Source organism: Sphingopyxis sp., from assembly GCF_051861155.1.
Lineage (GTDB): Bacteria > Pseudomonadota > Alphaproteobacteria > Sphingomonadales > Sphingomonadaceae > Sphingopyxis.
This window is the reverse complement of the sequence record NZ_JBHYDE010000001.1, coordinates 634,805-660,207: the sequence shown is the minus strand read 5'-3', so window position 1 is coordinate 660,207 and position 25,403 is coordinate 634,805. Positions and strand designations below refer to the sequence as shown.

Sequence of the window (25,403 nt, the reverse complement as noted above, 5' to 3'; positions counted from 1 at the left end):
GAATGAGGATGATGACGGCCATTCGATGGGGGCTGCTCGCTGTGGCGGGCGCGGCGATGCCGGCGGCGGCGCTGGCCGCCAACCCGGTCAATTTTGCCATCGACGATGTGGCGATCACCGGTAGCAGCCCCGAGGGCTATTGCACCCCGACGGGCCGCGCCAAGCTCGCAACCGACCTGCTCGCCAAAGGCGATTTGGAAAATCTGACGCCGGCGATGTTTGTCCGCTGCGAACTGCGCGATAGCGCCAAGGACATGAAATATGACTATTATCTGATCAAATCGCCGCGTGCGGCGATGCCGGCGATGGCCCGCGCCGATTTCATCGCGATGATGGTCAAGGAACTGGCGCTGCCCGCCTATCAGAACGGCGATGCGACGTTTGGCGAGGTCGAAAAGGGGCTGTCCGACGCGATGGGCACCAAGGTCGATCTGAGCGGCGCGATTAAACCGCGCGGCAACGACAATGTCTGCATCTATCTGGGCGGCGAAGTGACGGTCGCGAGCGCCATTGCGACCTATCCGATCGCCGTCGGCGGCTGCGGCACCATCGTCGGCGGCAAGATGCTGTTCGTCTATTCCTATGACGACCCCGCCAAGCCGAACAGCGTCGCGGTCCAGCTGCGCCGGGCTCGCGCCCTCGCCGACAAGCTCACCGCCGCCGACGGACGCGCAAACTAAAGGCCTCAGCCCGCCATCAGCGCCGCATTGCCGCCCGCCGCGGTGATGTCGGTGCTGATCGTCTTTTCCTCGGCAAAACGGTGCAGATAGTGCGGGCCGCCGGCTTTCGGGCCGGTGCCCGACAGGCCGCGCCCGCCGAACGGCTGTGAACCGACGATCGCGCCGATCTGGTTGCGGTTGACATAGACATTGCCGACGGCGGCGCGCGCCGCGATATGCGCCGCGACGCCGTCGATGCGGGTGTGGACGCCGAGCGTCAGGCCGTAGCCCGAGGCGTTGATCGCATCGATCAGCGCGTCAAGCTCGCCGCCCTTCCATGTCGCGACGTGCAGCACCGGGCCGAAGATCTCACGCTTCAGGTCGGTGACATGATCGATGCGGATCACGACCGGCGGCACGAAATGGCCGCCCGCAGGCAGATCGGTGCGCTGCGCTTCGGCGATCACCCGCCCCGCGGCGCGTGCTTCGGCGATATAGGCGGCGATGTTCGCCTGCGCCTCGTCGTCGATGATCGGGCCGACGTCGGTCGACAGCAGCGACGGGTCGCCGATCTGGAGCTCGGCCATCGCGCCCGCGACCATCGCGATCATCGTCTCGGCGACATCCTCTTGCACGCACAGCAGGCGCAGCGCCGAGCAGCGCTGCCCCGCCGACTGGAAGGCCGAGGCGACGGCGTCGCGCGCGACCTGTTCGGGCAACGCGGTCGAATCGACGATCATCGCATTGGCGCCGCCGGTTTCGGCAATCAGCGTCGCGATCGGGCCGTCGCGCAGCGCGAGGCCGCGATTGATTGCGCGCGCGACCTCGGTCGATCCGGTGAAGGCGACGCCGCTGATGTCGGCGTGGCCGGTCAACGCCGCGCCGACGGTCTCGCCGCGGCCGGGGAGGTAGTGCAGGACATCGCCGGGGATTCCAGCTTCGAGCAGCAGTTCGACCGCTGCGTGGGCGATGAGGGGTGTCTGTTCGGCGGGCTTCGCCAGCACGCTGTTCCCCGCGGCGAGCGCTGCCGCGACCTGCCCCAGGAAAATTGCGAGCGGGAAGTTCCACGGGCTGATGGCGACGAACACGCCCTTACCTTCGAGCATCAGCTCGTTGCGCTCACCCGTCGGACCGGGCAGCGCGACGGGGTAGGTGAAGTCGGCGCGCGCCTGACCCGCATAATAGCGGAGGAAATCGACCGCCTCGCGCACCTCGGCGATCGCATCGACCAGCGTCTTGCCGGCTTCGTCGATCGCGAGACCGAGGAACAGCGCGTCATGTTCCTCGAGCAGATCGGCGGCGCGTTCGAGGCGTTCGGCGCGGAAGGCGCCGCCCGCGAGGCTCCAATTGCCGTGCGCCGCGCGCGCCGCGGCGACCGCATCGGTGACCGAAGCGCGATCGGCCTCGATCACTTGACCGACGATAGCGCCGGTTGCGGGGTTGTGCACCGGCGCGCCCGCGCCGCCGCGCGCCACGCCGCCAACGATCGGCGCAGCCACGCGGTCGCTACGCCGCGCCGCGCCGATCGCGGCGGCCAGTGCTTCGGGGACGCCGGGTTCGCCAAGGTCGTAGCCGCGCGAATTGCGCCGCGCCGGATCGAACAGGCCGATGCCGGTCGCGATCTTCGACGTCGCGGCACTGGCCACGCTGCGCGGGTCGACCGCCAGCTGTTCGGCGCTGACGTCGGGGTCCGAAAACTGATGGACAAAGCTGGAGTTCGCACCATTTTCGAGCAGGCGGCGGACGAGATAGGCGAGCAGGTCGCGGTGGGTGCCGACGGGCGCATAGACGCGCACCGGGCGCGGCGGCGGGAACAGCGCGACAAGCGCGTCATGCGCGCCCTCGCCCATCCCGTGGAGCCGCTGCAGCTCATAATCGGCGCCCGCGAACAATTCGGCGACGGACGCCAGCGTCATCGCATTGTGGCTGGCGAACGCCGGATAGATGCAATCCTGGCAATCGCGCAGCAGCTGCGCGCAGCGCATATAGTTGAGGTCGGTGTGCAGTTTCGCGGTGAACACCGGAAAATCGCTGAGGCCCAAAGTCTGCGCGCGCTTGATCTCGGTATCCCAATAGGCGCCCTTGACCAGCCGCATCGACAGCTTGACCCCGCGCGCACGGGCACGATCCGCCAGCCAGTCGATGACAGCGGGCGCGCGCTTCTGATACGCCTGAATGACGATGCCCAGCCCGGTCCAGCCGTCGGCGATCCCCGCGTCGATCAAGGCTGCGAACACATCCATATGCGGTTCAAGCCGGTCGCTTTCCTCGGCGTCGATCATCAGCGGGATGTTCACCGCGCGCGCCGCTTTCGCGAGTTCGATCACCCGCGGCACCAGTTCGCCGATCACCCGCGCACGCTGCAGATATTCATAGCGGGGGTGGAGCGCCGACAGCTTGATCGAAATGCCGTGGTTGGCGTGCGGATCGCCGGGCTTCGCGTCGCGGCCGATGCGCGTAATCGCGTCGGCATAGCTGTCATAATAGCGCGCCGCATCCTCGGCCGTGCGCGCCGCTTCGCCGAGCATGTCGAAACTCGCAAGCTCCGACTTTTCCTTATCGGCGCGCTTGACCGCGGCGTCGATCGTCTCGCCCATCACGAATTGCTGGCCGAGCAGCTTCATCGCCGCCAGCGCCGCCTGACGGATCACGGGCTCGCCCGAGCGGCGGACCATCGATTTCAGCAAGGTCAGCGGGTTCGCCTTGCTGCCCATCGCATCCAACATCAGCGTCGCCGATCCCAGCGACAGCCCGCGCGCCGATAGTGCGACGATCAGCGGACTGTCCTCATCCTCGCCCTCTTTCCAATGACGCCCGGCGATCTTGTCGCGGATCAGCGCGTTGGCGGTCGCGCTGTCGGGGACGCGCAGCAGCGCTTCGGCGAGGCACATCAGCACGACGCCTTCCTCGGTCGACAACCGATAGCGGTTCATCAACTGTGCGACGAGCGTCTCGCGGTCGCCTTCGGCCTTCGCCTTGCGGATCAGATCGAACCCGCGCTGGGTCACCGCCTCAATGCTGGCGGACGAGGTGGCAAGGGCGGCGCGCAGGTCGGCGACGATGTCGGTTTCGCTGCGGCGGGCCAAGGTGCGGAGGGGTGCGCGGTCGGTGGGCTGGGTCATGGCCGCACCATATCGCAGGATTGATCGGCGATCCGACCAAAGTTGGGCCACTGAAATTATCTTTTGACCTATTATTCGATCAGTTTTAGTCGATTTAGATGAACAATGCGTCCCTTGCAGTCGATCTGGACGATTTCGATCGGAAAATCCTGGCGATTCTGCGCCAGGACGGTCGCATCACCTTCACCGATCTGGCGCAGCATGTCGGCTTGTCGAAGACCCCCTGCCAACAACGCGTCCGGCGACTGGTCGACAAGGGCGTGATCACCGGCTTTGCGGCGATCGTCGATCCCGCCAAAGTCGGCCTCGATCATGTCGCCTTTGCCGAGGTAAAGCTGTCCGATACGCGCGAAGCGGCGCTCAAAGAATTCAACACCGCGGTACGCGCGATTCCTGAGGTCGAGGAATGCCACATGATCGCGAGCAGCTTCGACTATCTGCTCAAGGTCCGCACCGTTGACATCCGCCGCTATCGCATCGTGCTGGGCGAAAAAATCTCGAGCCTGCCGCACGTCGCCAGCACCTCGACCTTTGTCGCGATGGAAACGATCAGCGAAACGGCGCGCTGACACCCATATTGACCGCCGCGCGCGCCTGTGCCAATCGCGCAGCCCCAAGCGGGTGTAGCTCAATGGTAGAGCAGCAGCTTCCCAAGCTGAATACGGGGGTTCGATTCCCCTCACCCGCTCCAGACTTTCGCAGCGTGGATCGACGGCATGGCTTGGCCATGCCGCAGCACCCTAAACCGCCTGCACCGTCACCCGCTGGTTCAGCATCGCGATCTCGCCATAAGCGGTGAGGAAGCTGATGTCGGCGGCGTCGCGGCCGACGGCGATCTTGGCCATCTCGCCCGCTTTGGCCATGCCGGTCGCATCGACCAGATGCCAGGCATCGCCCAGGAACACCTCGGCCACCGCATGAAAATCCTGCGGCTGAACCCCGAGCGCATAGACGCTGACGATCCGCGCCGGGATCGCCGCGGCGCGGGCCAGGCTGACCATCACATGCGCATAGTCGCGGCACACCCCCTGCCGTTCGACAAAGCTGTCGAGCGCCCCGGTTTCGGCATCGCTCGACCCCGACACATAGGTGAAATGCGTTTCGATCCAGTCGCGCATCCGGCCGATCTTGGCGCCGCCCTCGACATCGCCGAACTCGTCCTGGACGAAGTGGATGAACTTGTTGGCGGGGCAATAGCGCGATTCGTTGAGATACTGGACCGTCTCGCCGGGCAATCGGTGCATCGGCACCTTGCCGAGCGTCCGGTAGTCGATGACCTCGCGCTGGATTTCGACCGTCGTGCGATAGCGCACATTAAGCTCGCCGCCGCGGCGCAGCCAGATGCGGTCGCCGATCATATCCTGCGCCGGAACGCGGGCAAAATATTCGCATGGTCCGACGTCGAGCACCGCGTCCAGAATCAGCTGTTCGGGGATCGCCGCCGCTTCGATATGCAGCATCAGGTCGACCGGATCGCCGAGGCGATAGTCGAGCGCGGCGGTGATTTCGAGTTTCATCGGCTGCTAACGCTCCAAAGCGGGATCGGTGCCGCTAGGGCGATAAAAACCGCGGCACAACCGAAAAGCATTGGCGCGATTCGGTGGCAGCGCGGTATGAGCCGCCAACGCCTTCATCCTTGGGATATTTTGTGACCGCATCGCGCACCATTCCCTTCATCGTCGCGACGATCTTTATCGACGCGGTCGGCTTTGGCATCATCATGCCGGTGCTGCCGCAACTGGTGATGGAGGTCGGGCGAATCGATCTGCCGCACGCGATCGAGGTCGGCGCGTGGATCGGCCTGGTGATGGCAGTGGCGACCTTCCTTGCCTCGCCGGTGCTCGGCAATCTGTCCGACCGGTTCGGGCGGCGGCGCGTGCTGCTGCTGTCGCTGGGCGGACTGGCGATCGACTATGCGCTGCTGACGATCGTCGAGACGCTCCCGTGGCTGTTTGTCGCGCGCGCTTTGTCGGGCGTGTTCGGCGGCAGCTATGCCGCGGCGCAGGCGGCGATCGCCGACATTACGAAACCCGAAGAACGCGCGCGCAATTTCGGCTTCGTCGGCGCGGCGTTCGGGGTCGGCTTTGTCGCTGGCCCCGCGATCGGCGGCTTTCTGGGCGAGATCGGCCCGCGTGCGCCGTTCGTCGCCGCCGCGGTCCTCGCCGCCGCCAACATGCTCTATGGCCTGTTCATCTTCCCCGAAACGCTGCCGCCCGAGCGCCGCCGCGCCTTTGACTGGCGCCGCGCCAATCCGCTCGGCGCGCTCAAGACGATGCGCGGCCTGCCCGGCATGGGCGGGGTCGCGAGCGTGCTGACGCTGTGGCAGATCGCCAGCCTGGTCTATCCGATGACGTGGAGCTTCTATTGCATCGCGCAGCTCGGCTGGACCCCGGGGATGATCGGCGCCAGCCTGGCCGCGGTCGGGGTGATGATCGCGTTGGGGCAGGCGTTCGTGGTCGGGCCAATGGTCGCGCGCTTCGGCGAGCGCGACGCGGCGACGATCGGCATCTTGATCGCCGTCGCCAACTACCTCGGCTTTGCCTTTGTCAGCTCGACCTGGGGCGCATTCCTGCTGCTGCTTCCCGTCGCCTTGCAGGCGCCGGTGCAGCCGTCGCTGAACGCGCTGATGTCGCGGCGCGCCACCCCCGAAACGCAGGGCGAGGTCCAGGGGATTTCGGCGATGGCGATGGGGCTGGGCCAGCTCGTCGCGCCGATCCTGCTGACCGGCACCATGGCCTATTTCACGGCCGACCGGGCACCGCTCCATTTTCCGGGTGCCGCCTTTGTCGTGTCGGCGCTGTTCGGCCTGCTCGCAATCCTGATGCTGCGCCGCCTGCCGCGCGTCACCCGGACCAGCGACGACGCGCCCGATCAGATACCGCCGTCGGTCGCCGCATAGCCTGCGGCTTCGAGTTCTGCCGTCAGCATCGCGACGCAGGCGGCGACGTCGGCGGCCGACGTCGACCGGACCACAAAATTGGCCCCGACCTTGCCGTCGCGAAAAAAGGGATAGCTGCCGATCACGACCCCCGGATGATCCTTCTCGCCCTGGCGCAGCAGGTCGGCGACTTCGCTTTCGGGCGACCAGGCGCCGATCGTGTGCGCGATCAGCGGCGCGCCGCCCTCCAGCTCGCCGGTCAGCGCGTCGAGCATTCCCGCAGTGATATGCGGCACCCCCGCCATCACGAACAAATTGCCGATGCGGATACCCGGCGCGCCCGACATGCGGTTGGGGATCAGTTCGGCGCCGTCGGGGGTGCGCGCCATGCGCAGCCGCGCCTCGGTCAGTTCGATACCGCGGCCGCTGTAGTAACGCTCAAGGATCGCGCGCGCGTCGGGATGAACGATCACCCCGACCCCCAGCGCCTTGGCCACCGCATCGACGGTGATGTCATCGTGGGTCGGGCCGATGCCGCCGGTCGTAAAGACATAGTCATAGCGCGCGCGCACCGCGTTCAGCGCGTCGACGATCTCCTGCTCGACATCGGGCACGACGCGCACTTCGCGCAACCGAATCCCCTGCGCGTCGAGCCAGGTCGCGATCTGGGCGATGTTCTTATCCTGGGTGCGGCCCGAGAGAATCTCGTCGCCGATCACCAGCACGGCGGCTGTCCAGATGCGTTCGTCGTTCATCACCTTGCCTTAACCGGACGCCATGACAAAACAAGTCCGGTGGACCGGCATCATTGTTCTTGTTATGTTCAACCCCGACTCGCAATTCATAAGGGAGAGCCGCGATGGCCGATGCGCTGATTTTCTATACCAACCCGATGTCGCGCGGGCAGATCATCCGCTGGATGCTCGAAGAGGTCGGCGCGCCTTACGAGCCACGCATCCTGGATTATGGCACGACGATGAAGGACGCCGCCTATCTGGCGGTCAATCCGATGGGCAAGGTTCCGGCGATCGTCCATGACGGCAAGGTCGTGACCGAATGTGCCGCAATCTGCGCCTATCTGGCCGACGCCTTCCCCGCCGCCGGGCTGGCGCCCGCCCCCGCCGACCGCGCAGATTATTATCGCTGGCTATTTTTCACCGCGGGGCCGGTCGAACAGGCGATCACGTCGAAACATTTCGGGCTGGAACCGACGAGCGAGCAGCAGCGGATGGCCGGGTTCGGCTCGCTCGACATGGCGCTCGGCGCGCTCGAAACCGCGGTAGCGGGCAAGGCGTTCGTCGCGGGCGACCGGTTCAGCGCCGCCGACGTCTATGTCGGCAGCCAGATCGACTGGGGGCTGCAATTCGGCACGATCGCGTCGCGCCCGGCGTTCGAGGCCTATGTCGCACCGCTGCGCGAGCGCGCCGCGTACAAGCGCGCCAAGGACATCGATAACGGCCTGATCGCGGAGATGCAGGCGGCCAATCCGGCTTAGAGCCGGTCTATCTGATTCGTCATTGCGAGCGAAGCGAGGCAATCCAGGGCGGGTTACGCGGACTCCGGATTGCCGCGTCGCCTTCGGCTCCGCGCAATGACGAGGCTGGTTGGCAATTCGCCTGCTGCCTAAGGCAGCGCCTTGAGCAACCCGGCGGCGAGCGGCGCGAGCCGCCGGACCTGCGGATCCTGCGATTCGCTGGCCGCGACATAGACGGCGTCGCCAAAGGCACTGCTGTTATGCACCGCCGCCAGTCCGTCGAGACTGGCATAGGGCGCTTTCCAGCGCGGGGCGTCGCCCGGATGCAGCGCCTGGAACCACGCCGCCCATGCCGCATCGTCGATGTCGGGGCGCTTGGCGAGGAACAGCAGCGGCCGTGCCAGTCGCCGCGCTTCGCCGTGGATATAGGAGGGCGATGCGGCGGGGGCGACCTGCGCCGCGATCGCCGCGAGCAACAGGTCGGCGTCGGCGCGCGCGAGCCGCGGGTTGAGCGCGAGCTGCATCAGTAAATCGGCGCCATGCGCGACGCCATGCCGCCAGCCCTCGCCCGCGACCAAACCCCGATAATCAGTCACGCCGCGCAGATAGGCCGCGCCGGTTCCGGCGAGATCGTGCAGCTCTGCTTCGGTCAAAAAGGGCTCGACGCGGTCGGCGCGCGCCACTTCGGACAACGCCAGCGCCGCGAAGGGGCGGAGAAAGCCCGCCTTTGCTTCGGCTGCGGGGTCTTTTGGGGCCGCGAGAATCGCGGTCAGCCGCGCCGCCGCATGACGGAGGCTGTCCGGCTTCAGATGCTTGCCGCGCAGCCCCTGTGTCCACGCCGCAAAAGCGAAATCATCGCGAACCGCGGGATCTTCGTCGCCCAGACAGGCGATCAGCGCATCGATTGCGGCAGTGTCCGCGGTCGGGAAATAACGGCCGGCGAACGCCTTGAGATCGCCATCGGCGGGCGGGGCGACGCGGCAGATCAAACCCGCGTCGGGATCAGTTTCCCGCGCCACTGCCGCGTCGGCGAACAGCATCGCCGCAGCCCCGATGACGCCTCCCATCCAGTTCATCGCCGCCCTCTCCCCCCAAAAAAAGAAAAAGCCCGGCGAATCGATTCGCCGGGCTCCCTTGTTTCGTTCGATGTCCGACCCGCTTATTCGCGGCTGCCCAGCAGATTGAGCAGGAAGGTGAACATATTGACGAAGTCGAGGTAAAGCGTCAGCGCGCCCATCACCACCGACTTGCCGACAAAGTCGGTCCCGCGGACATAGAAATACATGCTCTTGATCTTTTGCGTGTCATAGGCGGTGAGGCCCGCAAAAATCAGCACGCCGATGACGCTGATCGCCATCGCCATCGCGCCCGACTGGAACACAAAGGCGTTGAGCAGCATCGCGACGAGCAGGCCGACGACACCCATGATCAGGAAGGTGCCGAAGCCCGACAGATCCTTCTTGGTCGTATAGCCATAGAGGCTGAGGCCCAGAAACGCCGCCGCGGTCGCGAAGAAGGTCTGCGCGATCGAGGTGCTGGTAAAGGCCAGGAAGATCGTCGACATCGACAGGCCCATCACCGCGGCATAGACCCAGAAAAGAATCTGCGCGGCGGTCGTCGACAGCTTGTTGATGCCAAAGCTGAGCACCAGCACGAACGCCAGCGGCGCCAGCATCACCACCCACATCAGCGGGGTACCGACCATCGAAGCGGTAAAGCCCGACTGAAACGCCAGCATCGCGACGATACCGGTCAACAGCACGCCCGAACCCATATAATTGTAAACCGACAGCATGTACGACCGCAGGCCGGCATCGACGGCCTGGTCCATTGCGTTCGCGCCGGCCCCAAAACCGGAAGCCGCCATATTGGGGTCGTTCCAATTCGCCATTGTCATTACTCCATCACCGGCCAGCCCATACCGGCCGTAGGTGCCAATATCGTGATTTTCTCACCGGCTTTCAAGCGAAACCGGAAATCGTGCAAGTTTCGGTGGTTGCGCCGCGGCAAGCGGCTATGTTGGCCGGACCATGTCGAGCCACCGCCTGTTCGTCGCGCTGCGGCCGCCGCACCCGATCCGCGCGCTGCTGCGCGCCGCGATGCACGGCATTTCGGCGGCGCGCTGGCAGGACGACGACCAGCTGCACCTGACGCTCCGCTTCATCGGCGAGGTTGACCATCACCGCGCCGAAGACATCGCCGCGGCGCTGGGCGGCCTGCACGCGCCGACGATCACCGCGCGGATCGCCGGGGTGGGCGTGTTCGAACGCAAGGGCTGGCCGCACACGCTCTGGGCCGGGGTCGAACCGCTCGCGGCGCTTGCCGGGCTGCACCTCAAGGTTGACCAGTTGCTGTCGCGGGTTGGTGTCGATCCCGAAACGCGCGCCTTCGTGCCGCACGTCACGCTGGCGCGGCTGAACCGCAGCGCCGGGCCGGTCGCGCCGTTCCTGGCGCAGCACAGCGGCCTCGACAGCCTGCCGTTCGATTTCACCCATGTCGTCCTGTACGAAAGCGCGATGGGGCATGGCGGTTCGCGCTATCACCCCGTGGCGCGCTACCCACTCGAACTTTCGGCGACGAGCGCCGCGGCAACCGCGCTGACGTCGTCCCACGTCGCGGCAAAGCCGCCGTCGTCGCCATAATAGGGATCGGTCACGCTGTCGCCCTGCCGCCCCGGCACCAGATCGAGCATCAGCCGTACCCGCGCCGTCGCATCGGCGGGCGCGAGGGCGCGCGCTTCGCGCAGGTTCGCCACGTCCGCCGCGAGGATCAGATCGAAGCGATAGAAATCGCCCCACACCAGCTGGCGGGCGCGCAGATCCGAAATGTCGGTGCCGCGCCGCCGCGCTTCGGCCTGCGCGCGGGCGTCGGGCGGATGGCCGACATGCCAGTCGCCGGTGCCCGCCGAATCGAGCCGCGCATCGACGCCCGCGGCGGCGAACGCCGCGCGCGCCGCGCCCTCGGCCAGCGGCGAACGGCAGATATTGCCGAGGCAGAGGAAGAGGATCGCAGGGGTATCGTCGTCATCGTTGCGCATATTGCTCCTCGCCAAGCCAAAGTTGAACCGACTTTCAACTTGCGCCGTTCGCCGGCTCTGCTAGCCATGAGCCATAACAGATAATGGGTCAGGGAGAGGGTTGCCAGATGGCCGAAACCGCCAGCGAAACCACCGCGGCCGCCGCGTCGACGGTTCCGGAACCGAAAGCCACCGGCTATAGCTGGTACGTGCTGTCGGTGCTGGTCGTCGTCTATATCCTCAATTTCATCGACCGGCAGATCCTGAGCATCCTGGCAGTCGATATCAAGGCCGACCTGGGGCTGACCGACGCCGATATGGGCTTTCTCGGCGGCGCTGCCTTTGCGGTTTTTTACGCGCTGTTCGGTATCCCGCTCGGGCGGCTCGCCGACAATTGGAGTCGGGTCAAATTGCTGTCGGTCGGGCTGGCCTTATGGTCGACGATGACCGCATTGTCGGGCTTTGCGCGCAACCAGCTGACCCTGTCGTTCGCGCGCATGGGGGTCGGCATCGGCGAGGCGACCGCCAGCCCGACCGCCTATTCGCTGATCTCCGACTATTTCCCAAAACGGCAGCGCGCGACCGCGCTCGCGGTCTATTCGTCGGGGCTGTATCTGGGCGGCGGCATCTCGCTGTACATCGGGGCGCTGATCGTCGAGGCGTGGAACAAGGCCTATCCGGGCGGCGGCCCGCTCGACCTGGTCGGCTGGCAGGCGGCATTCCTGGCGGTGGGCATCCCGGGGCTGATCGTCGCGCTGTGGGTCGCGACGCTGCGCGAACCGGTGCGCGGGGCGATGGACGGGATCGCCAGCCCCAGTTCGCCGACGCCGTTCCGCCAGTTCGCGCAGGATCTGTCGACGATCGTCCCGCCCTTTACGCTGATCGGCGCGTGGCAGCGCGGCCCCGCGGCGCTGGCGATCAACATCGGCTTTGCGATCGCGATCGCGGCCTTTGCCTGGTGGATGATCGGCCTGACGGGTAATTTCCCGCAATGGTCGGCGGTCGGGCTTGGCTATTACGCGGTCTTTTCATGGGCCTGCACGCTGCGCGACCGCGACCCCGCGACCTTTCGCCTGATCTGGGGCACCCCGGCGTTCATCTGCACCACGCTGGGCTATGGCATGGTCAGCCTGGCCGCCTATGCGCTCGCCTTCTGGTCGGCGCCCTATGCCGAAACGGTGCTGGGGCTGCCCAAGCAGGAACTGGCCGCCATCCTGGGCGCCAACGGCGCGGTCAGTGGCTTTATTGGCGTGATCGTGGGCGGCTGGATGGCGGACCATCTGCGAAAGCGGAACCCGGCGGGGCGCGTCTTGATGATTATCTTTGGCGTCGTCGCGCCGATCATTCCCATCTGGGTGGGCTATACCACCGACAATGCCGCGCTATTTTATGCCATGAATTTCCTCGCCGGAATGCTGGGCGCTGCGGCCCTCGGCGCCGCCGCGGCGACAACCCAGGATCTGGTCTTGCCGCGAATGCGCGGTACCGCAACCGCCGCCTTCTTCCTGGGCACCACGCTCGTCGGCCTGTCGTTCGGCCCGTATATGGTCGGACAGATTTCGGACCTGACCGGTACGATCGTGAACGGCCAGCCGGTCGGCGATCTGCGCACCGGCATATTGTCGCTGATCGGCGTCGCGCCGATCGCGCTGGTCCTGCTGTTCTACGCCTACCGCGCCGTCCCGCAGGCCGAAGCGACGATCGTCGAGCGCGCCGGGGGCGCCTGACCGCCTAGCCGCCGCCGGCGACGATCACGCCGCACGCGACGCGGCCGCCGCTGTTGCCGCTGGGGTCGGTCTTCATGTCGTCGGGTGCGGCGTGAATGACGAACGCGGCGCCATCGCCATCGATCACCCCGCCGTCGCCGGTCAGCCGCGAGCCGACAAGCTGCAACGTCGCGCGGCCGATCGTGTCGGGTTCGACGACCAGATTGGGCAGGTCGCCATGATGCGCGCCGAGCGGGTTTTCGCGGCCATGCTGCGCCCCGGTGGGGTTCCAGTGCGGCCCGGCGCTGGCAAAATCGGGGGCGTTGCACTGGCCGACGGCGTGGACGTGCATGCCATAGGTGCCGGCGCCAAAGCCGCGCGCGACGAGTTCGAGCCGCAGCCCGGTCGTGTCCCTGAAAATATCGACCCGCCCGCGGTCGGCGCCGCGCGCATCGACCAGCGGCGCGTGGGCGTCGGGAACCGGGAGCTTGGTCGTCGGCGTTTTGCCCATATTGGCGCAGCCCGCGAGCGTCAGGGCGGCGAGCAAAGCGGTGGCCGGGATCGCCCGGGCCTTGGCATATGGTGGCGTGATCATATTCTGCTCCCCAGATGACGGTTCGGACGTAGAACGCAGCAGCGGCGTTCGCGATCCCTTCACGGCTGACGATGCCCCGATTTCATCAGAGTTCCAAGCTTCTATGTCGGCTTCGGGGTGGCGAGCAGCCGTTAACGTTAGAGCGCGGAACCAAGGCCGTTGACCGGAACGACGATGCACTGCCGCAAATAAGCCTGCACCACTTCTTCATCGTCAGTGACTCTCATGCACCCAGGCATTCCATCGGCAACGACAAGGAACCGCTCGCCCTCTTCTGAGGTGAACAATAGTCCAACGTCCGTAAGACAGGTGTGCTCACTGCCGACAGGGGCTTCACCGGGGCGTAGACTTGAAAAGTAGCTCTCCAAAGCGTCGGCGGTCTCCGGAAGATGTTCCAAGCCTACTGTGAACTGCTTCCGCCTGAGGACATCGAGACACCATGAGCGAAACGGCCATTTTGTAAGGCCGTCGGCGGGTGCAGGCTCGACGGGCGGACCCATAGGAGGAATGGCAATGTCGGCCACTTTCATCTCTGTCCACGCTTGCTCCATCTGCGGCACATTTGCCTGCATGATCGACAGCATTTCTGCGGGCGTATTCACTACCAGCGTGAATACTTCAAACTTGAATGCCAAACCTAAGATATCGACGCTCACGAGGTAAAGCTGATCGGCTTGGAACCACACTGCGGTAACGTCACCACTCCCACCCGGGAGTTCTTCAACGCGGAAGCAGGTGATGTCTTGCGCTAGGCTCCGCAACACTCGGGGGGTCGCGCGAATCTCTACCGGTTCATGTTCCATCGTGCCGGATTACCACCACACCGATTGTCCGCAATCGGGCGGTTCCGGCCATCGGCGAATCGCAAACAGAAAAGGGCCGCGAATTGCTTCGCGGCCCTGTTCCGTGTCGGCGTTTTTCGATCAGCGATCAGAAGACGCGCGCATATTGTTCGTTGCCGACGAAACCCAGCTTGCCGACGCCGCTGCGCTTAATCACCGCCATGACATTGTCGACGACGATATAACGCGAATAGGGGTCGGGCTGGACCTGCAGTTCGGGTTCGACCGGCAGCGCCTTGGTCTGTTCCAGATACTGCGCCAGCTGGGCCAGATCGACCGGCGTCCCGTTCCAGGTGATCGTCCCTGCGGGGTCGATCATCACCTTGTTCTTTTCGGGGTCGACATTGCTTGCCGCATCGGTCGGGATCGGCAGATCGATCTTCACCGCGTGGGTCTGGACCGGGATGGTGATGATGAACATGATGAGGAGCACGAGCATGACGTCGATCAACGGCGTCGTGTTCATGTCCATCATCGGTTCGTTTTCGTCCCGATCTCCAACTGCCATGGACATGCGATTATTCCTTCGTTCCTAAACGGGCCGCGCCCTTACAGGCGGCCCACGGTGCCCGAGCCAGGAGCCGGTTCCGAAATGAACCCGATCTTCTGGAAGCCGGCATATTGCATCGTGTAGATCACCCCGCCGATGCACTGGTACGGCGTATTGACGTCGCCGCGGATGTGCACTTCGGGGAAATTTTCTTCGGTGATGTTCTGCGGCCCGCCAATATCTTCGAGCAGCTGCTCGAGCTTGGCCTGTCCACGTTCCAGCAGCTGCTTGGAATCGACCGGAGCCTGGCCCCAATAGACTTCGCACGCGGTGCTTTCGGGGTTGGGTTCGCCGTCGCCGTCGGTGTCCGCCGAGCGGATCGACAGCAGCACATTTTCAGGCTTGGTCGTCGTCACCTCGAACGCCACGTCGGGCAGCTTGAGGTTCACCGTCTCCAACACCACGGGAACCGTGATGAGGAAGATGATGAGCAACACAAGCATGATATCCACGAGCGGAGTCGTGTTGATCTCGGACATCGGGGCCTCTTCGCCCCCCTTGTCGCCTACACTCATCGACATAGGATTTTATCCTGTCACAAAATTTCTGTCACGGACGTCGGGTCGGCGCGCCACCGGCGTATCGCCCTGTCCAGCGGACCCCGCCTGCCGCCACCGGGCGACAGGCAGGGATCCATTCAGGCCGATCAGGCCTTTTTCGGGGCCGCGGCGGGCGCAGCAGCCTTGGGCGCCTGCGTGGCCGGCTTCACCTGACCGTTCGACATGATCGAGCCGAGCACGTCGTTCGAGAAGGTCGACAGACGGCGGGCGATCGCCTTGTTGCGGCTCTGCAGCCAGTTGAACGCGAGCACCGCGGGAACCGCCACGATCAGACCGATAGCGGTCATGATCAGCGCTTCACCGACCGGACCGGCGACGGTGTCGATCGAAGCCTGGCCCGATGCACCAATCTTCACGAGGGCGCGCAGAATACCGATAACGGTCCCGAACAGACCGACGAACGGTGCGGTCGAACCCACGGTCGCGAGGAAGGCGAGGCCGCTGTTCAGCTTCGAGTTGATGTGGTTCTGCGAGCGTTCGAGCGTGCCGTGCATCCAGTCATGCGCTTCGACGGGGTCGGTCAGCTTGTTATGTTCTTCGTTGGCGCGCAGGCCGTCTTCGACGACCTGACGATAGGCGCTGTTCTTTTCCAGCTTCGATGCGCCGTCGGCGAGCGTCGGGGCGCGCCAGAAATTGGCGTCGACCGCCTTGCCCTGGCTCATCACCTTATTCTGTTCGAACAGCTTGGTGAACAGGATGTACAGCGTGCCGACGAACATGATCAGCAGCACCAGGAAGGTGACCTGCGACACGATGCCGCCCTCGCAAAGCGCGGGGATCATGCCATAGGGGCTTGCGCCTTCTTCTTTGACGCACATCGCAGCGGGCATGAGGCTCAGCCCTGCATCGTGTGCCGGCGCCGCAGCAGCGGCATTTGCGATCAGATTAAACATATTGGATATTCCCTCTCAAGAAATTCGGTAAAATTCGAAAACAGACAGCCGCGCGCTGGATCAGCGCGGGATCTGCCACCGGATACGATTGCTGTAGCTGCCACCCGTCGGGTTGCCCGCACGGTCCTTGCCCGGGTTGAACCGGCCACGGCGCTGGATGAGCTTGCAGGTTTCGGCATCGAGGTCGGCGTGACCGCTCGACGACGTGACATCGCACGACGTGATGCGACCATCGGCCCCATAGGTAACGCGAAAACCGGTCGTTCCTTCGCGCTCTTCGCGCATGGCACGGGCCGGATAGTCGTCGTTCGTCGCCCAGCGGCCCGGGTTGCCACGCGGCGTACCGGCGGCGCTCAAATCAGGCGAGGGCGGCGGCGCCGGCGGGGCCGGCGGCGTATAGACGGGCGGCGGCGGCGTCGGCGGCGCCTTCGGCACCGACTGGATCGTGTTGGTCGTCACCGGCGGCGGGATCGGCGACGGCGGCGTCACGACCGGCGGCGGCGGCGGCAGCTGGTTGTCCGGCGGCGGCGGCGGCGGCGGCTCTTCCGGCGGCGGCGGCTCTTCCACGTCCACCACATCCAATTTTTCGGCGAGTTTCTTGACGATGCTGATATTCAGGCCGTTGACCAGGCCATAGCCCAGAACCGCCGTAAGCAAACCAACCAAGACAATCGCCACTACCCTGTTTTTAGGGTCGACATTATCACCATAAGCCATTCAGGGACGACGCTCCTTGCTAGATCATCCTGACACCAATTCCCTGCCGACGGGTTCGGTTGCCAAATGCCCGGATGATTTCCGATGCGTTCCACAGACCCGGCGGCGCTACGTTCGGCTTATTATGTTCTGGCCGGACGCTTCGACGCCCGTCCTATCGCGGTGGCGGCAAGTTCGCAAACCCTTTATCAGCGGTTAATGTGGCTTGTCCCATGATGGGGACTGATGCACCGCCACCGGTGTCAACAACGATGGAAAGTCAATCGACCATGCGCCTGTACCTGTCGGCCGCGATCGCCGGAATTTTGGCCCTGAGCCCCGGATTCGCTGGCGTTTCCGCGATGCAGACGTCGGCACCCGCGACCGCGGCGAGCCCGTACAGCTATGCCGACATCGCCGACCTGGCGACCGCGGCGCCGATGGCGCTGCACGCGCGCATCCACAGTGCGGTGGCGCTCAAACCGGCGCAGGCGCCGGGCGTCGCGGCGGGGCAAAGCCGATTCTATGTCGAGGCCGACGTGGTCAGCCTGATTCGCGGATCGGGCCCGCTGGCGTCGCGCATTTCCTATCTGGTCGACCTGCCGCTGGGTGCCAATGGCAAGCCGGCGAAGCTGAAAAAGAAGCAGCCGGTCCTGCTCTTTGCCCGTCCGGTCGCGGGCGCCGCCGCGGGCAGCAGCAGCACCGGCAGCGTCCGGCTGGTCGCCCCCGACGCGCAGCTGCCGTGGGATGCGGCGAGCGAGGCGCAGTTGCGCGCGATCCTGACCGAACTTGTCAAACCCGGCGCGCCGCCCGCGATCACCGGCATCGCCAATGGCTTCCATGTTCCGGGCACCCTGCCCGGCGAAGGCGAGACGCAGCTGTTCCTCGACACCCGAACCGGCGAGCCGGTGTCGCTGACCATATTGACCGCGGCCGACGGGTCGCGGCGCTGGGCGGCGGCGTTCGGCGAAATCGTCGATGGATCGGCGGCGGTACCGGCGCGCGGGACGCTTGCCTGGTACCGACTCGCTTGCGGCCTGCCGCGCCAGCTGCCGCTGAACAAGCTGGCGGGCACCGCGCCCGAGGATCGCCGCAAGGCGGCGTCGGACTATGGCGTGGTGCTGGGCGCGCTCGGCGAATGCACCCGCACCCGCAAGCCGCCGGTGGGTTGATAAAGATTTGCTTCGGCCCGCCCTAGGCGCGCCGGGCTTGTTTCCGCGGGAAAAGCCGATAGGGGCCGCAGATGAGGGCGGGCGATGGCGCGTGCCCATTATATGGAGCCCCGCATGTCGCCTCACCCCGCCCCGACCGCGCCCCGACCGCCGCTGCGCGTGGCGCTCGCCGGCATCGGCGTCGTCGGCGGCGGCGTCGTCCGGCTGCTCGAGGCGAACCGCGACCTGATCGCGCGCCGCGCCGGGCGGGCGATCGAGATCGTCGCGGTGTCGGCCCGCGACCGGCACAAGGACCGCGGTATCGACCTGTCGCCCTATCGCTGGGAAGACGATATGGACGCCCTCGTCGCCGCCGACGATGTCGATGTCGTCGTCGAGATGATCGGCGGCGCCGACGGATCGGCGCTCACCCTCGCCCGCCACACGCTGGGCGCGGGCAAAGCGCTGGTCACCGCGAACAAGGCGATGATCGCGCATCATGGGCTGGATCTGGCGCGACTCGCCGAGGAACGCGACACGCCGCTGAAATATGAAGCCGCGGTCGCGGGCGGTATCCCGGTGATCAAGGCGATCCGCGAAGGTGCGTCGGCGAACGAGATCGCGCGCGTCTATGGCATCCTCAACGGCACCTGCAATTATATCCTGACGCAGATGGAGCGGAACGGCGCGAGTTTCGCCGACGCGCTCGCGGCGGCGCAGGCCGAAGGCTATGCCGAGGCCGACCCGACCTTCGACGTCGACGGCATCGACGCCGCGCACAAGCTGGCGATCCTGGCAGCGCTGTGTTTTGGGACAAAGCTGGACATCGCGGCGGTCGCCGCCGACGGCATCCGCGGCCTGATCGCCGCCGACATTCGCGAGGCCGAGGCGCTGGGCCACCGCGTCCGCCTGATCGGCATGGCCGAACGCGGCGAAAGCGGACTCTATCAGCATGTCCAGCCGTGCCTCGTCCCCGCCGACCATCCGCTCGCCTATGTCCCCGGCGCGCTCAACGCGGTGGTCGCCGAGGGCAATTTTGTCGGGCGGCTGTTCTTCGAGGGCGCGGGCGCCGGGGCAGGACCGACCGCGTCGGCGATCGTCGCCGACATCATCGACATCGCGCGCGACGAATATGGCCCCGCCTTTGCAATGCCGGTCGATTCGCTCGACGCCGCGCCGGTCGCCGACGCGGGGGCGCGGGTCGGCAAACATTATGTCCGCCTGATCGTTGAGGACCGCATCGGCGTGCTCGCCGAAATCGCCACCGCGATGCGCGATGCCGGGGTGTCGATCGAAAGCTTTATCCAGCGCGGCACCGACGAGGAGGACGGCGTCGTCATCGTGCTGGTCACCCACGAGGGCCCGGCGCGCGCGATCCATGCGGCGCTGGCGATCCTGGCGGGGTCGGACCATGTCGTCGGCACGCCGATGCTGATGCCGATCCTGGCGCTTTAACCCCGCTTGAAATTGCCGCGCGCTTTGTTACCCCGGCACAAGGGGAGCAGGGGGCAGATATGGACATCGAAATCCGGCGCGGACTGGCCGAGGCATGGGCGCTGGCGGGCGCGCATCGCAACATGCTGGCGGTCTATGTCGCGATCGGGGTGATCGTCCCCTTTCTGCTGCTGTCGAGCGAACCGATCTTCAGCCTGCGCACCGTGATGGCGATCCTGTCCGATCCATGGACCTACCGCGTTGGCGGATCGATCACCGGCCCGCTCTATCTGCTCGGGATCGTTGCAGTCGTCGTCGCGGGTGCGATGCTGGCGGCGTGGAACGGCATCCTCGCCGACCTGCGCGAAGGATTCCTGTCCGAAATCATGTACGGGATGGTCGCGGGCGTCGCCTATCTGCTCGCCAATCTGGTGCTGGCGATCGGCTTCGGTTTGCTGGCGGCGCTGCCCCTGTTTGCGCTCGGCCCCGACGCGCTGTTCGGCACGGGGGGCGCGCTCGACATCGTGATCGGCATCTATCGCCTGCTCGTTGCGCTCGTCGGCAGCTGGATCGCCGCGCGGCTCTGCCTCGCGGGTGCGATCATGGGCGGGCGCGGCAAGCTGGAGCCGGTGGCGGCGTTCATCGAATCGTGGCGGCGCACCCACGCCGCGCAATGGCGGCTGTTCGGTTTCTACCTGCTCTATGGCCTGCCGTACGGCATCGCGGCGGGCGCGCTGGTCATCGTCCACGGCGCGGTGATCCTGAACAATGCGCCGGGCGGCTGGATCGAGACGCTGATGAGCTTTGGCTGGATCCTGCTGTTCGCGCTCTATTTCCTTGGCCAGATTCTCATCCCCGCCGGGCTCTATCGCGCCAGCGAACCCGAGGTCGCGGCCAGCGAGGTGTTCGCCTAGGGCTCGCCTTCGGGCGGCGGCGGCGTTCCGGTTTCGGGATCGGTCGCGCGCTTCGCCATTTCATAGAGCGCATTATATTCGGGGCCGGGCTTCATCCGCCCGCCGATCGACACCCAGTTATAGGGCAGTTTGTCCATCGTCATCATCTGCGCCTCGGCGCGCGGCAGCTTGGGCGGCGCCTCGCGCCCGACCCCCGCGATCGCGCGCAATTCGGGGGTCAGCCGGTGCAGCTCGGTATCGGTGCCGCACACATTGATCGACCCGTCGTCGGCGGGTTTGCAGCGGCGGATCGGGTCGACCAGTTCCTTCGCCTTGGCCGCCGCGGTTTCGGCATCGCGCGGCGGCGGCGGTGCGGGCGGGCCCTGCATCTGCGCCGGCGCTGTCACCGCGATGACGCAAGACAGCGCGACAGCGGCTCCGAATCGGGCGAAGCATCCTCGACAAGCGGAGCGACCGGCCATATGGCGCCCACCATGCCCGACCGGGGCGGCAAGGCAAGATGTAAAGACGGAGAGCAGCGGACATGACGAATAGCGGCAGCAACCTCGACCGGGTGCTCGTGCTCGAAATGGTGCGCGTCACCGAAGCCGCGGCGATCGCTGCCGCCAGGCTGATCGGGCGCGGCGACGAAAAGGCCGCCGATGCCGCCGCGGTCGAAGCGATGCGCACCGCGTTCAACACGCTGTACATGGACGGCACCATCGTTATCGGCGAAGGCGAGCGCGACGAAGCGCCGATGCTGTATATCGGTGAAAAGGTCGGCAATGCCCCGGGCAAGGGCCCCAAGATCGACATTGCGGTCGATCCGCTGGAAGGCACCACGATCACCGCCAAGGCTGGCCCCAACGCGCTCGCGGTGCTGGCGATCGCCGAGGAAGGCTGCCTGCTCAACGCCCCCGACGTCTATATGGACAAGCTGGCGGTCGGCCCCGGCTACTCACCCAACATCGTCAATTTCGACAACAGCATCCGCCAGAATGTCGAAGCCGTTGCGAAGGAAAAGGGCTGCACCCCGGCAGAGGTCATGGTGTGCGTACTCGACCGCCCGCGCCACGAAGCGATGATCGCCGAGCTGCGCGGTCTGGGCTGCGGCGTCGCGCTGATCCCCGACGGCGATGTCGCGGGGGTGATCGCGACGACCAACCCCGACACCAATATCGACATCTATATGGGCAGCGGCGGCGCCCCCGAGGGCGTGCTCGCCGCGGCGGCGCTGCGCTGCGTCGGCGGCCAGTTCAAGGGCCGGTTGCTGTTCCGCAACGACGACGAGCGCAAGCGCGCCGCCAAATGGGGGGTCGAGGATCTCGACCGCGTCTATGACCTCGAAGACCTCGCCAAGGGCGACGTCATCTTTGCCGCCACCGGGGTCACCGACGGGTCGCTGCTGCGCGGCGTCAAGCACCGCCGCGACGGCGTGATGACCACCGAAACGGTGGTGATGCGCGCCTCGTCGGGGACGGTGCGCTGGGTGCGCGGCGAGCATCGCGCCGGGTGACCCGGCAGATCGCTGGCCGCGCGGGCTAATCCGCCGCCGGGAACTGCGCAGAGGCGACGCCCGAACCGTCATACACCGGCGCTTCCTGCGCCACCGCGAATTTGCGGCTGACCGCGTGCGTCAGCCCGAAACCCGAGATATGCGCCAGCATGCCGCGATATTGCGGCCCGGCGAGGTGGCTGGCCAGGGCTTCGGCGCTGGCCCATTCCTCGAAAACATGCACCCGCGCCGGATGGTGCGGATCGGCGGTCCAGAAATAGCCGAGGCAGCCGGGCTGCGCCTGCGCCCCGGCGATCCACCCACGCGCACCCTCCAGCGCCTCGGCGCGGCGGGCCGGGTCAAGATCGACCTTGGCTTCGATGACGATCTTCATGCCGCGCCCTCCTGCCGATGCCGCGCGCGGAAGCGGCGGCTGACGAACAGCCAGCGCCCGTCGATCCTGGCGCAGCGATCGTCATATTCGCCCAGATCGCGATGAATCAGCCCATCGCGCCGATAGGTTTCAGCGGTGTAGGATCGCATCGTCGCCCGATCGCCCTCGATCGTCATCGCGCCGGGCCACGCCTGAAAAACCAGCCCGGGAAAGCCCTGCATCGCCGCGCGCCAGGTTTCGACCACCGCCGTCTTGCCCGAAAATTCGCCAAAACCGGGGAGCTCCCATTGGCAGTCATCGGCCCATGTCGCGGCCCAGCCGGCGGCGTCATGGCGGCATACCGCATCGGCATAGCTGTCGAGCAGGTCGCGCAGCGCCATGCGATCCTCCAGCGGCCCCGAAAAGACCATTCGCCCCTCCATCTCCCGATCTGTGGCAAAGCCGACGCTTTGCGCCCGGCGGACTATGCCGCGCGCCACGGCGCAACGGGACTAGTCATTGCGCTAAGCGCGCGCGGTTAGAAGATCCCGGCCGCCAGTCCCTCGGCGAGTGCCGCGCCAAGATCGCGCGCTTCGGCGAGGCGATCGGCGGCGATCGTCTTGGGCGCGAGGATCGCCTCAGGCGTCTGTGCCGCAGTGTTGACGATCACCGGGTCGGCAACGCGCCGTAGCCGCCAGCCGGTAGCGATACGGTCGAGCTGGCGCTGGGCGTTTGCGCCGTCGGACCCGGCGCAGATGATCGTCGCATAGGGACGTCCCTCGATCCGGCCGAGGCACGGGTAATAACAGCGGTCGAACATCTCTTTCATCGCGCCCGACAGCGCCGCGAGATTTTCGGGGCCGACGAAGAGATAGCCCCCCGCCGCGATCAGCGCGTCGGGCGTGACGTCGGCGGCGGTGACAAGCCGCGCCGCCGCTCCCGCGCCCGCGGCGGCGGCGCGCGCCAGCGCCTCGCTGCCGCCGGTGCGGCTGTGCCAGACGATCAGCAGGATGGGCACGTCGGTCATCCACCGATGCTTGCCAAGCACCGGGACGCGGCGCAAGCTGCCGACAACATATGGGGGAGAGAGATATGCGCCGATTGACCACCCTGCTGCTCGCCAGCACCCTGCCCTTCGCCGCCGCCGCGCAGGACGCCGCGAGCGAAGCCACACGCACCGCGCAGGCCGAGATCGCCAAGCGCCTGCCGCTCGCTGATCCGCGCGACGAGGCCAATGTGATGCGCGGCAAGCTCGCCGAAATTCCGGGCGGGGTGATTCTGGACAAGGATGGCAAGACGGTGTGGGACAGGCGGCCCTATGCCTTTCTCGACACCAGGGACGCGCCCGATACGGTGAACCCGTCGCTGTGGCGGCAGGCGCGGCTGAACGCGGTGCACGGGTTGTTCGAGGTGGTGCCGGGCAAGATCTGGCAGGTGCGCGGTTACGATATTTCCGTGATGACGATCATCCGCGGCAAGAGCGGCTGGATTATCGTCGATCCGTTGCTGTCCGAAGAGGCGGCGGCGGCGGGGTGGAAATTGTTCGCCGACACCGTCGAGGCAAAATCGGATCGGCTGCCGATCAGGGCGGTGATCTTTTCGCACAGCCACAGCGACCATTTCGGCGGCGTCGGCGGCATTATCACCCCCGAGCAGGTCAAACGCGAGAAAATCCGTATCATCGCGCCGCACGGTTTTTCGGAGGAAGCGACGTCGGAGAATGTCCTTGCCGGCACCGCGATGGGACGCCGCGCGCTGTACATGTTCGGGTCGATCCTGCCGCCCGGACCCGCGGGGCAGGTCGACACCGGGCTGGGGCCAAAGCTGTCGTCGGGGACGATCGGCTATATGGAGCCGACCGAGAGTGTCGCGGCGACGGGCGGCACGCTGCCCATCGACGGGCTGGCGTTCGATTTTCTCGACGCGGGCGGCACCGAGGCGCCGTCGGAGTTCGTTTTCTATATCCCCGCCTACAAGGCACTGCACACGACCGAGGTTGTCACCCACACGCTGCACAATGTGCTCACTCTGCGCGGGGCGCAGGTGCGCGATGCGCTGCACTGGTCAAAGGTGATCGACGCGGCGCTGCTGAAATGGGGCGGCCAGGCCGAGGTCGCGCTGGCGTCGCACCATTGGCCGACGTGGGGCGCGGGCGAGGTATCGGCGCTGCTGACCAGCCAGCGCGACATCTATCGCTATGTCCACGACCGCACCCTGTTTCTGGCCAACCGCGGCGCCACGCTGCACGAACTCGCCGACGCGACCCCCGAAGCGCCGGGGCAGGCGGCCGATTTCAGCGCGCGCGGCTATTATGGCACGGTCAATCACGACATGAAGGCGGTGTATCAGCGCTATTTCGGCTGGTGGGACGGCAATCCCGCCAATTTCAACCCGCTGGCCCCCGAAGCATCGGCGCCCAAATATGTCGCGCTGGCGGGTGGCGCCGACAAGCTGCTGGCAGCGGGCCAGGCAGCGATCAAGGCGGGCGAGTATCGCTGGGCGGCCGAATTGCTCAACAAGCTGGTGTTTGCCGAGCCGGACAATCAGGCAGCACGCGCCGCACTCGCGTCAGCTTACGACCAGATGGGTTATCAGGCCGAATCGGGGGCGTGGCGGAACTATTATCTCGCCGCCGCGGCGACGCTGCGCGGCAAGGCGGTCGAGAGCCTGTCAGGCAACGGACAGAGCCGCAGTTTTGTCAGCGCCATCCCGACCGCGGTGTTTTTCGACGCGCTCGCGACGCGCTTCGACGCCGCGAAAGGTTCGGCAATCAAGGGGACGTTCCAGTTCGTGTTGCCCGACAGCAAGGAGACGGTGGCGATCGTCGTCGGCGGCGGGGTCGAGGTGCCGCGCTACGGCATCACCGATGCGGCGCCTACCGCAACAATCACCCTCGACCGCACGACGCTCGAAGATGTGATGCTGGGGCAGGCGCAGTTTCCGGCCTTGATGCAATCGGGCGCGATCAGGATCGATGGCGACCGCATGGCGTTCCTCAGCTGGTTCGCGCTGCACCCGCCCGCCGATCCGCGGTTCAATGTGGTTGTGCCATAGGCCTCTAACACG

At 66.2% G+C, this 25,403-nt stretch carries 27 protein-coding genes and 1 tRNA gene; 12 read left to right on the top strand and 16 right to left on the bottom strand.

Translation table 11 applies throughout. The features are described 5' to 3' along the window. Positions 1 to 11 precede the first annotated feature (11 nt). Entirely contained in the window at positions 12 to 680 is a 669-nt protein-coding gene (locus tag ACTIFP_RS03300; protein WP_439567271.1) for a hypothetical protein, read from the top strand. 5 nt (positions 681 to 685) lie between these two features. On the opposite strand, the gene putA is transcribed toward ACTIFP_RS03300, so the two are convergent. Continuing rightward, positions 686 to 3,781: a bifunctional proline dehydrogenase/L-glutamate gamma-semialdehyde dehydrogenase PutA gene (gene putA, locus ACTIFP_RS03295; protein WP_439567270.1), complete on the bottom strand. Its 3,096-nt coding sequence runs from the start codon at positions 3,779 to 3,781 to the stop codon at positions 686 to 688. A gap of 98 nt (positions 3,782 to 3,879) precedes the next feature. Between putA and ACTIFP_RS03290 the strand changes: the two genes are divergently transcribed. Further along, the gene (locus ACTIFP_RS03290; RefSeq protein ID WP_439567269.1) at positions 3,880 to 4,350 is read left to right on the top strand and encodes an Lrp/AsnC family transcriptional regulator; all 471 of its coding nucleotides are present in this window, start codon (positions 3,880 to 3,882) and stop codon (positions 4,348 to 4,350) included. Between the two features lie 48 nt (positions 4,351 to 4,398). Then, positions 4,399 to 4,472, top strand: a tRNA-Gly gene (locus ACTIFP_RS03285). Between the two features lie 49 nt (positions 4,473 to 4,521). On the opposite strand, the gene ACTIFP_RS03280 is transcribed toward ACTIFP_RS03285, so the two are convergent. Then, positions 4,522 to 5,298 (bottom strand): transglutaminase-like domain-containing protein, encoded by a 777-nt coding sequence (locus tag ACTIFP_RS03280; RefSeq protein WP_439567268.1) that lies wholly within the window; start codon positions 5,296 to 5,298, stop codon positions 4,522 to 4,524. A 131-nt stretch (positions 5,299 to 5,429) separates the two neighbouring features. Here ACTIFP_RS03280 and ACTIFP_RS03275 point away from each other — a divergent pair, with 131 nt between their 5' ends. Beyond that, the gene (locus tag ACTIFP_RS03275) at positions 5,430 to 6,680 is read left to right on the top strand and encodes a TCR/Tet family MFS transporter (RefSeq protein WP_439567267.1); all 1,251 of its coding nucleotides are present in this window, start codon (positions 5,430 to 5,432) and stop codon (positions 6,678 to 6,680) included. On the opposite strand, the gene ACTIFP_RS03270 is transcribed toward ACTIFP_RS03275, so the two are convergent. Beyond that, a complete protein-coding gene (locus tag ACTIFP_RS03270) occupies positions 6,653 to 7,414 on the bottom strand; it encodes a competence/damage-inducible protein A (protein ID WP_439567266.1) in 762 nt (253 codons plus the stop codon). The two genes, ACTIFP_RS03275 and ACTIFP_RS03270, sit on opposite strands and share 28 nt — an antisense overlap. A 104-nt stretch (positions 7,415 to 7,518) precedes the next feature. Here ACTIFP_RS03270 and ACTIFP_RS03265 point away from each other — a divergent pair, with 104 nt between their 5' ends. Next, positions 7,519 to 8,154, top strand: coding sequence for a glutathione S-transferase family protein (locus tag ACTIFP_RS03265; RefSeq protein ID WP_439567265.1), 636 nt, complete (start codon positions 7,519 to 7,521; stop codon positions 8,152 to 8,154). A 128-nt stretch (positions 8,155 to 8,282) separates the two neighbouring features. Here ACTIFP_RS03265 and ACTIFP_RS03260 read toward each other — a convergent pair whose 3' ends face one another. Both ACTIFP_RS03260 and ACTIFP_RS03255 read right to left on the bottom strand, forming a co-directional pair. Beyond that, a complete protein-coding gene (locus ACTIFP_RS03260; RefSeq protein ID WP_439567264.1) occupies positions 8,283 to 9,209 on the bottom strand; it encodes a DUF2785 domain-containing protein in 927 nt (308 codons plus the stop codon). Positions 9,210 to 9,292: 83 nt separating this feature from the next. Then, positions 9,293 to 10,024, bottom strand: a complete 732-nt coding sequence (locus ACTIFP_RS03255) for a Bax inhibitor-1/YccA family protein (protein WP_439567263.1) — start codon at positions 10,022 to 10,024, stop codon at positions 9,293 to 9,295. 139 nt (positions 10,025 to 10,163) lie between these two features. Between ACTIFP_RS03255 and thpR the strand changes: the two genes are divergently transcribed. Beyond that, positions 10,164 to 10,775, top strand: coding sequence for an RNA 2',3'-cyclic phosphodiesterase (gene thpR, locus ACTIFP_RS03250; RefSeq protein ID WP_439567262.1), 612 nt, complete (start codon positions 10,164 to 10,166; stop codon positions 10,773 to 10,775). Here the strand turns inward: thpR and ACTIFP_RS03245 are convergent. After that, on the bottom strand, positions 10,688 to 11,170 hold the full coding sequence (locus ACTIFP_RS03245) for a low molecular weight protein-tyrosine-phosphatase (protein WP_439567261.1): 483 nt from the start codon (positions 11,168 to 11,170) through the stop codon (positions 10,688 to 10,690). The genes thpR and ACTIFP_RS03245 overlap by 88 nt on opposite strands. Before the next feature lie 107 nt (positions 11,171 to 11,277). Between ACTIFP_RS03245 and ACTIFP_RS03240 the strand changes: the two genes are divergently transcribed. Beyond that, positions 11,278 to 12,876 (top strand): spinster family MFS transporter, encoded by a 1,599-nt coding sequence (locus ACTIFP_RS03240; protein ID WP_439567260.1) that lies wholly within the window; start codon positions 11,278 to 11,280, stop codon positions 12,874 to 12,876. A gap of 4 nt (positions 12,877 to 12,880) precedes the next feature. On the opposite strand, the gene ACTIFP_RS03235 is transcribed toward ACTIFP_RS03240, so the two are convergent. The 6 genes from ACTIFP_RS03235 to ACTIFP_RS03210 all read right to left on the bottom strand — a co-directional run bounded on the left by ACTIFP_RS03235 (position 12,881) and on the right by ACTIFP_RS03210 (position 17,012). Further along, positions 12,881 to 13,450 (bottom strand): superoxide dismutase family protein, encoded by a 570-nt coding sequence (locus ACTIFP_RS03235; RefSeq protein WP_439567259.1) that lies wholly within the window; start codon positions 13,448 to 13,450, stop codon positions 12,881 to 12,883. Positions 13,451 to 13,587: 137 nt separating this feature from the next. After that, positions 13,588 to 14,253 carry a hypothetical protein gene (locus ACTIFP_RS03230; RefSeq protein ID WP_439567258.1) on the bottom strand — a complete coding sequence of 222 codons (666 nt, stop codon included), beginning with the start codon at positions 14,251 to 14,253 and terminating at the stop codon, positions 13,588 to 13,590. Between the two features lie 127 nt (positions 14,254 to 14,380). Next, positions 14,381 to 14,806: an ExbD/TolR family protein gene (locus ACTIFP_RS03225; protein WP_439567257.1), complete on the bottom strand. Its 426-nt coding sequence runs from the start codon at positions 14,804 to 14,806 to the stop codon at positions 14,381 to 14,383. Positions 14,807 to 14,841: 35 nt separating this feature from the next. Then, complete coding sequence (locus ACTIFP_RS03220; RefSeq protein ID WP_439567256.1) at positions 14,842 to 15,363, bottom strand: ExbD/TolR family protein; 522 nt, start codon at positions 15,361 to 15,363, stop codon at positions 14,842 to 14,844. 125 nt (positions 15,364 to 15,488) lie between these two features. After that, the gene (locus ACTIFP_RS03215) at positions 15,489 to 16,295 is read right to left on the bottom strand and encodes a MotA/TolQ/ExbB proton channel family protein (protein WP_439567255.1); all 807 of its coding nucleotides are present in this window, start codon (positions 16,293 to 16,295) and stop codon (positions 15,489 to 15,491) included. Between the two features lie 60 nt (positions 16,296 to 16,355). Continuing rightward, entirely contained in the window at positions 16,356 to 17,012 is a 657-nt protein-coding gene (locus ACTIFP_RS03210) for an energy transducer TonB (RefSeq protein WP_439567254.1), read from the bottom strand. Between the two features lie 341 nt (positions 17,013 to 17,353). On the opposite strand from ACTIFP_RS03210, the gene ACTIFP_RS03205 reads away from it, so the two are divergent. From ACTIFP_RS03205 to ACTIFP_RS03195, 3 genes are all read left to right on the top strand, one after another. Further along, on the top strand, positions 17,354 to 18,163 hold the full coding sequence (locus ACTIFP_RS03205) for a hypothetical protein (RefSeq protein WP_439567253.1): 810 nt from the start codon (positions 17,354 to 17,356) through the stop codon (positions 18,161 to 18,163). 114 nt (positions 18,164 to 18,277) lie between these two features. Beyond that, positions 18,278 to 19,597: a homoserine dehydrogenase gene (locus ACTIFP_RS03200; protein WP_439567252.1), complete on the top strand. Its 1,320-nt coding sequence runs from the start codon at positions 18,278 to 18,280 to the stop codon at positions 19,595 to 19,597. 59 nt (positions 19,598 to 19,656) lie between these two features. After that, positions 19,657 to 20,490, top strand: a complete 834-nt coding sequence (locus tag ACTIFP_RS03195; protein ID WP_439567251.1) for a hypothetical protein — start codon at positions 19,657 to 19,659, stop codon at positions 20,488 to 20,490. On the opposite strand, the gene ACTIFP_RS03190 is transcribed toward ACTIFP_RS03195, so the two are convergent. Beyond that, positions 20,487 to 20,858, bottom strand: coding sequence for a hypothetical protein (locus tag ACTIFP_RS03190; RefSeq protein WP_439567250.1), 372 nt, complete (start codon positions 20,856 to 20,858; stop codon positions 20,487 to 20,489). The genes ACTIFP_RS03195 and ACTIFP_RS03190 overlap by 4 nt on opposite strands. Positions 20,859 to 21,013: 155 nt before the next feature. On the opposite strand from ACTIFP_RS03190, the gene glpX reads away from it, so the two are divergent. Then, positions 21,014 to 21,985, top strand: a complete 972-nt coding sequence (gene glpX, locus ACTIFP_RS03185; protein WP_439567249.1) for a class II fructose-bisphosphatase — start codon at positions 21,014 to 21,016, stop codon at positions 21,983 to 21,985. A 25-nt stretch (positions 21,986 to 22,010) separates the two neighbouring features. Here glpX and ACTIFP_RS03180 read toward each other — a convergent pair whose 3' ends face one another. From ACTIFP_RS03180 to ACTIFP_RS03170, 3 genes are all read right to left on the bottom strand, one after another. After that, positions 22,011 to 22,358, bottom strand: a complete 348-nt coding sequence (locus ACTIFP_RS03180; RefSeq protein WP_439567248.1) for a putative quinol monooxygenase — start codon at positions 22,356 to 22,358, stop codon at positions 22,011 to 22,013. Then, positions 22,355 to 22,780: a nuclear transport factor 2 family protein gene (locus ACTIFP_RS03175; protein WP_439567247.1), complete on the bottom strand. Its 426-nt coding sequence runs from the start codon at positions 22,778 to 22,780 to the stop codon at positions 22,355 to 22,357. The genes ACTIFP_RS03180 and ACTIFP_RS03175 overlap by 4 nt, the downstream gene beginning before the upstream one ends. Positions 22,781 to 22,875: 95 nt before the next feature. After that, complete coding sequence (locus tag ACTIFP_RS03170; RefSeq protein WP_439567246.1) at positions 22,876 to 23,364, bottom strand: NAD(P)H-dependent oxidoreductase; 489 nt, start codon at positions 23,362 to 23,364, stop codon at positions 22,876 to 22,878. Positions 23,365 to 23,429: 65 nt separating this feature from the next. Here ACTIFP_RS03170 and ACTIFP_RS03165 point away from each other — a divergent pair, with 65 nt between their 5' ends. Beyond that, positions 23,430 to 25,391 (top strand): alkyl/aryl-sulfatase, encoded by a 1,962-nt coding sequence (locus ACTIFP_RS03165; protein WP_439567245.1) that lies wholly within the window; start codon positions 23,430 to 23,432, stop codon positions 25,389 to 25,391. Positions 25,392 to 25,403 lie beyond the last annotated feature (12 nt).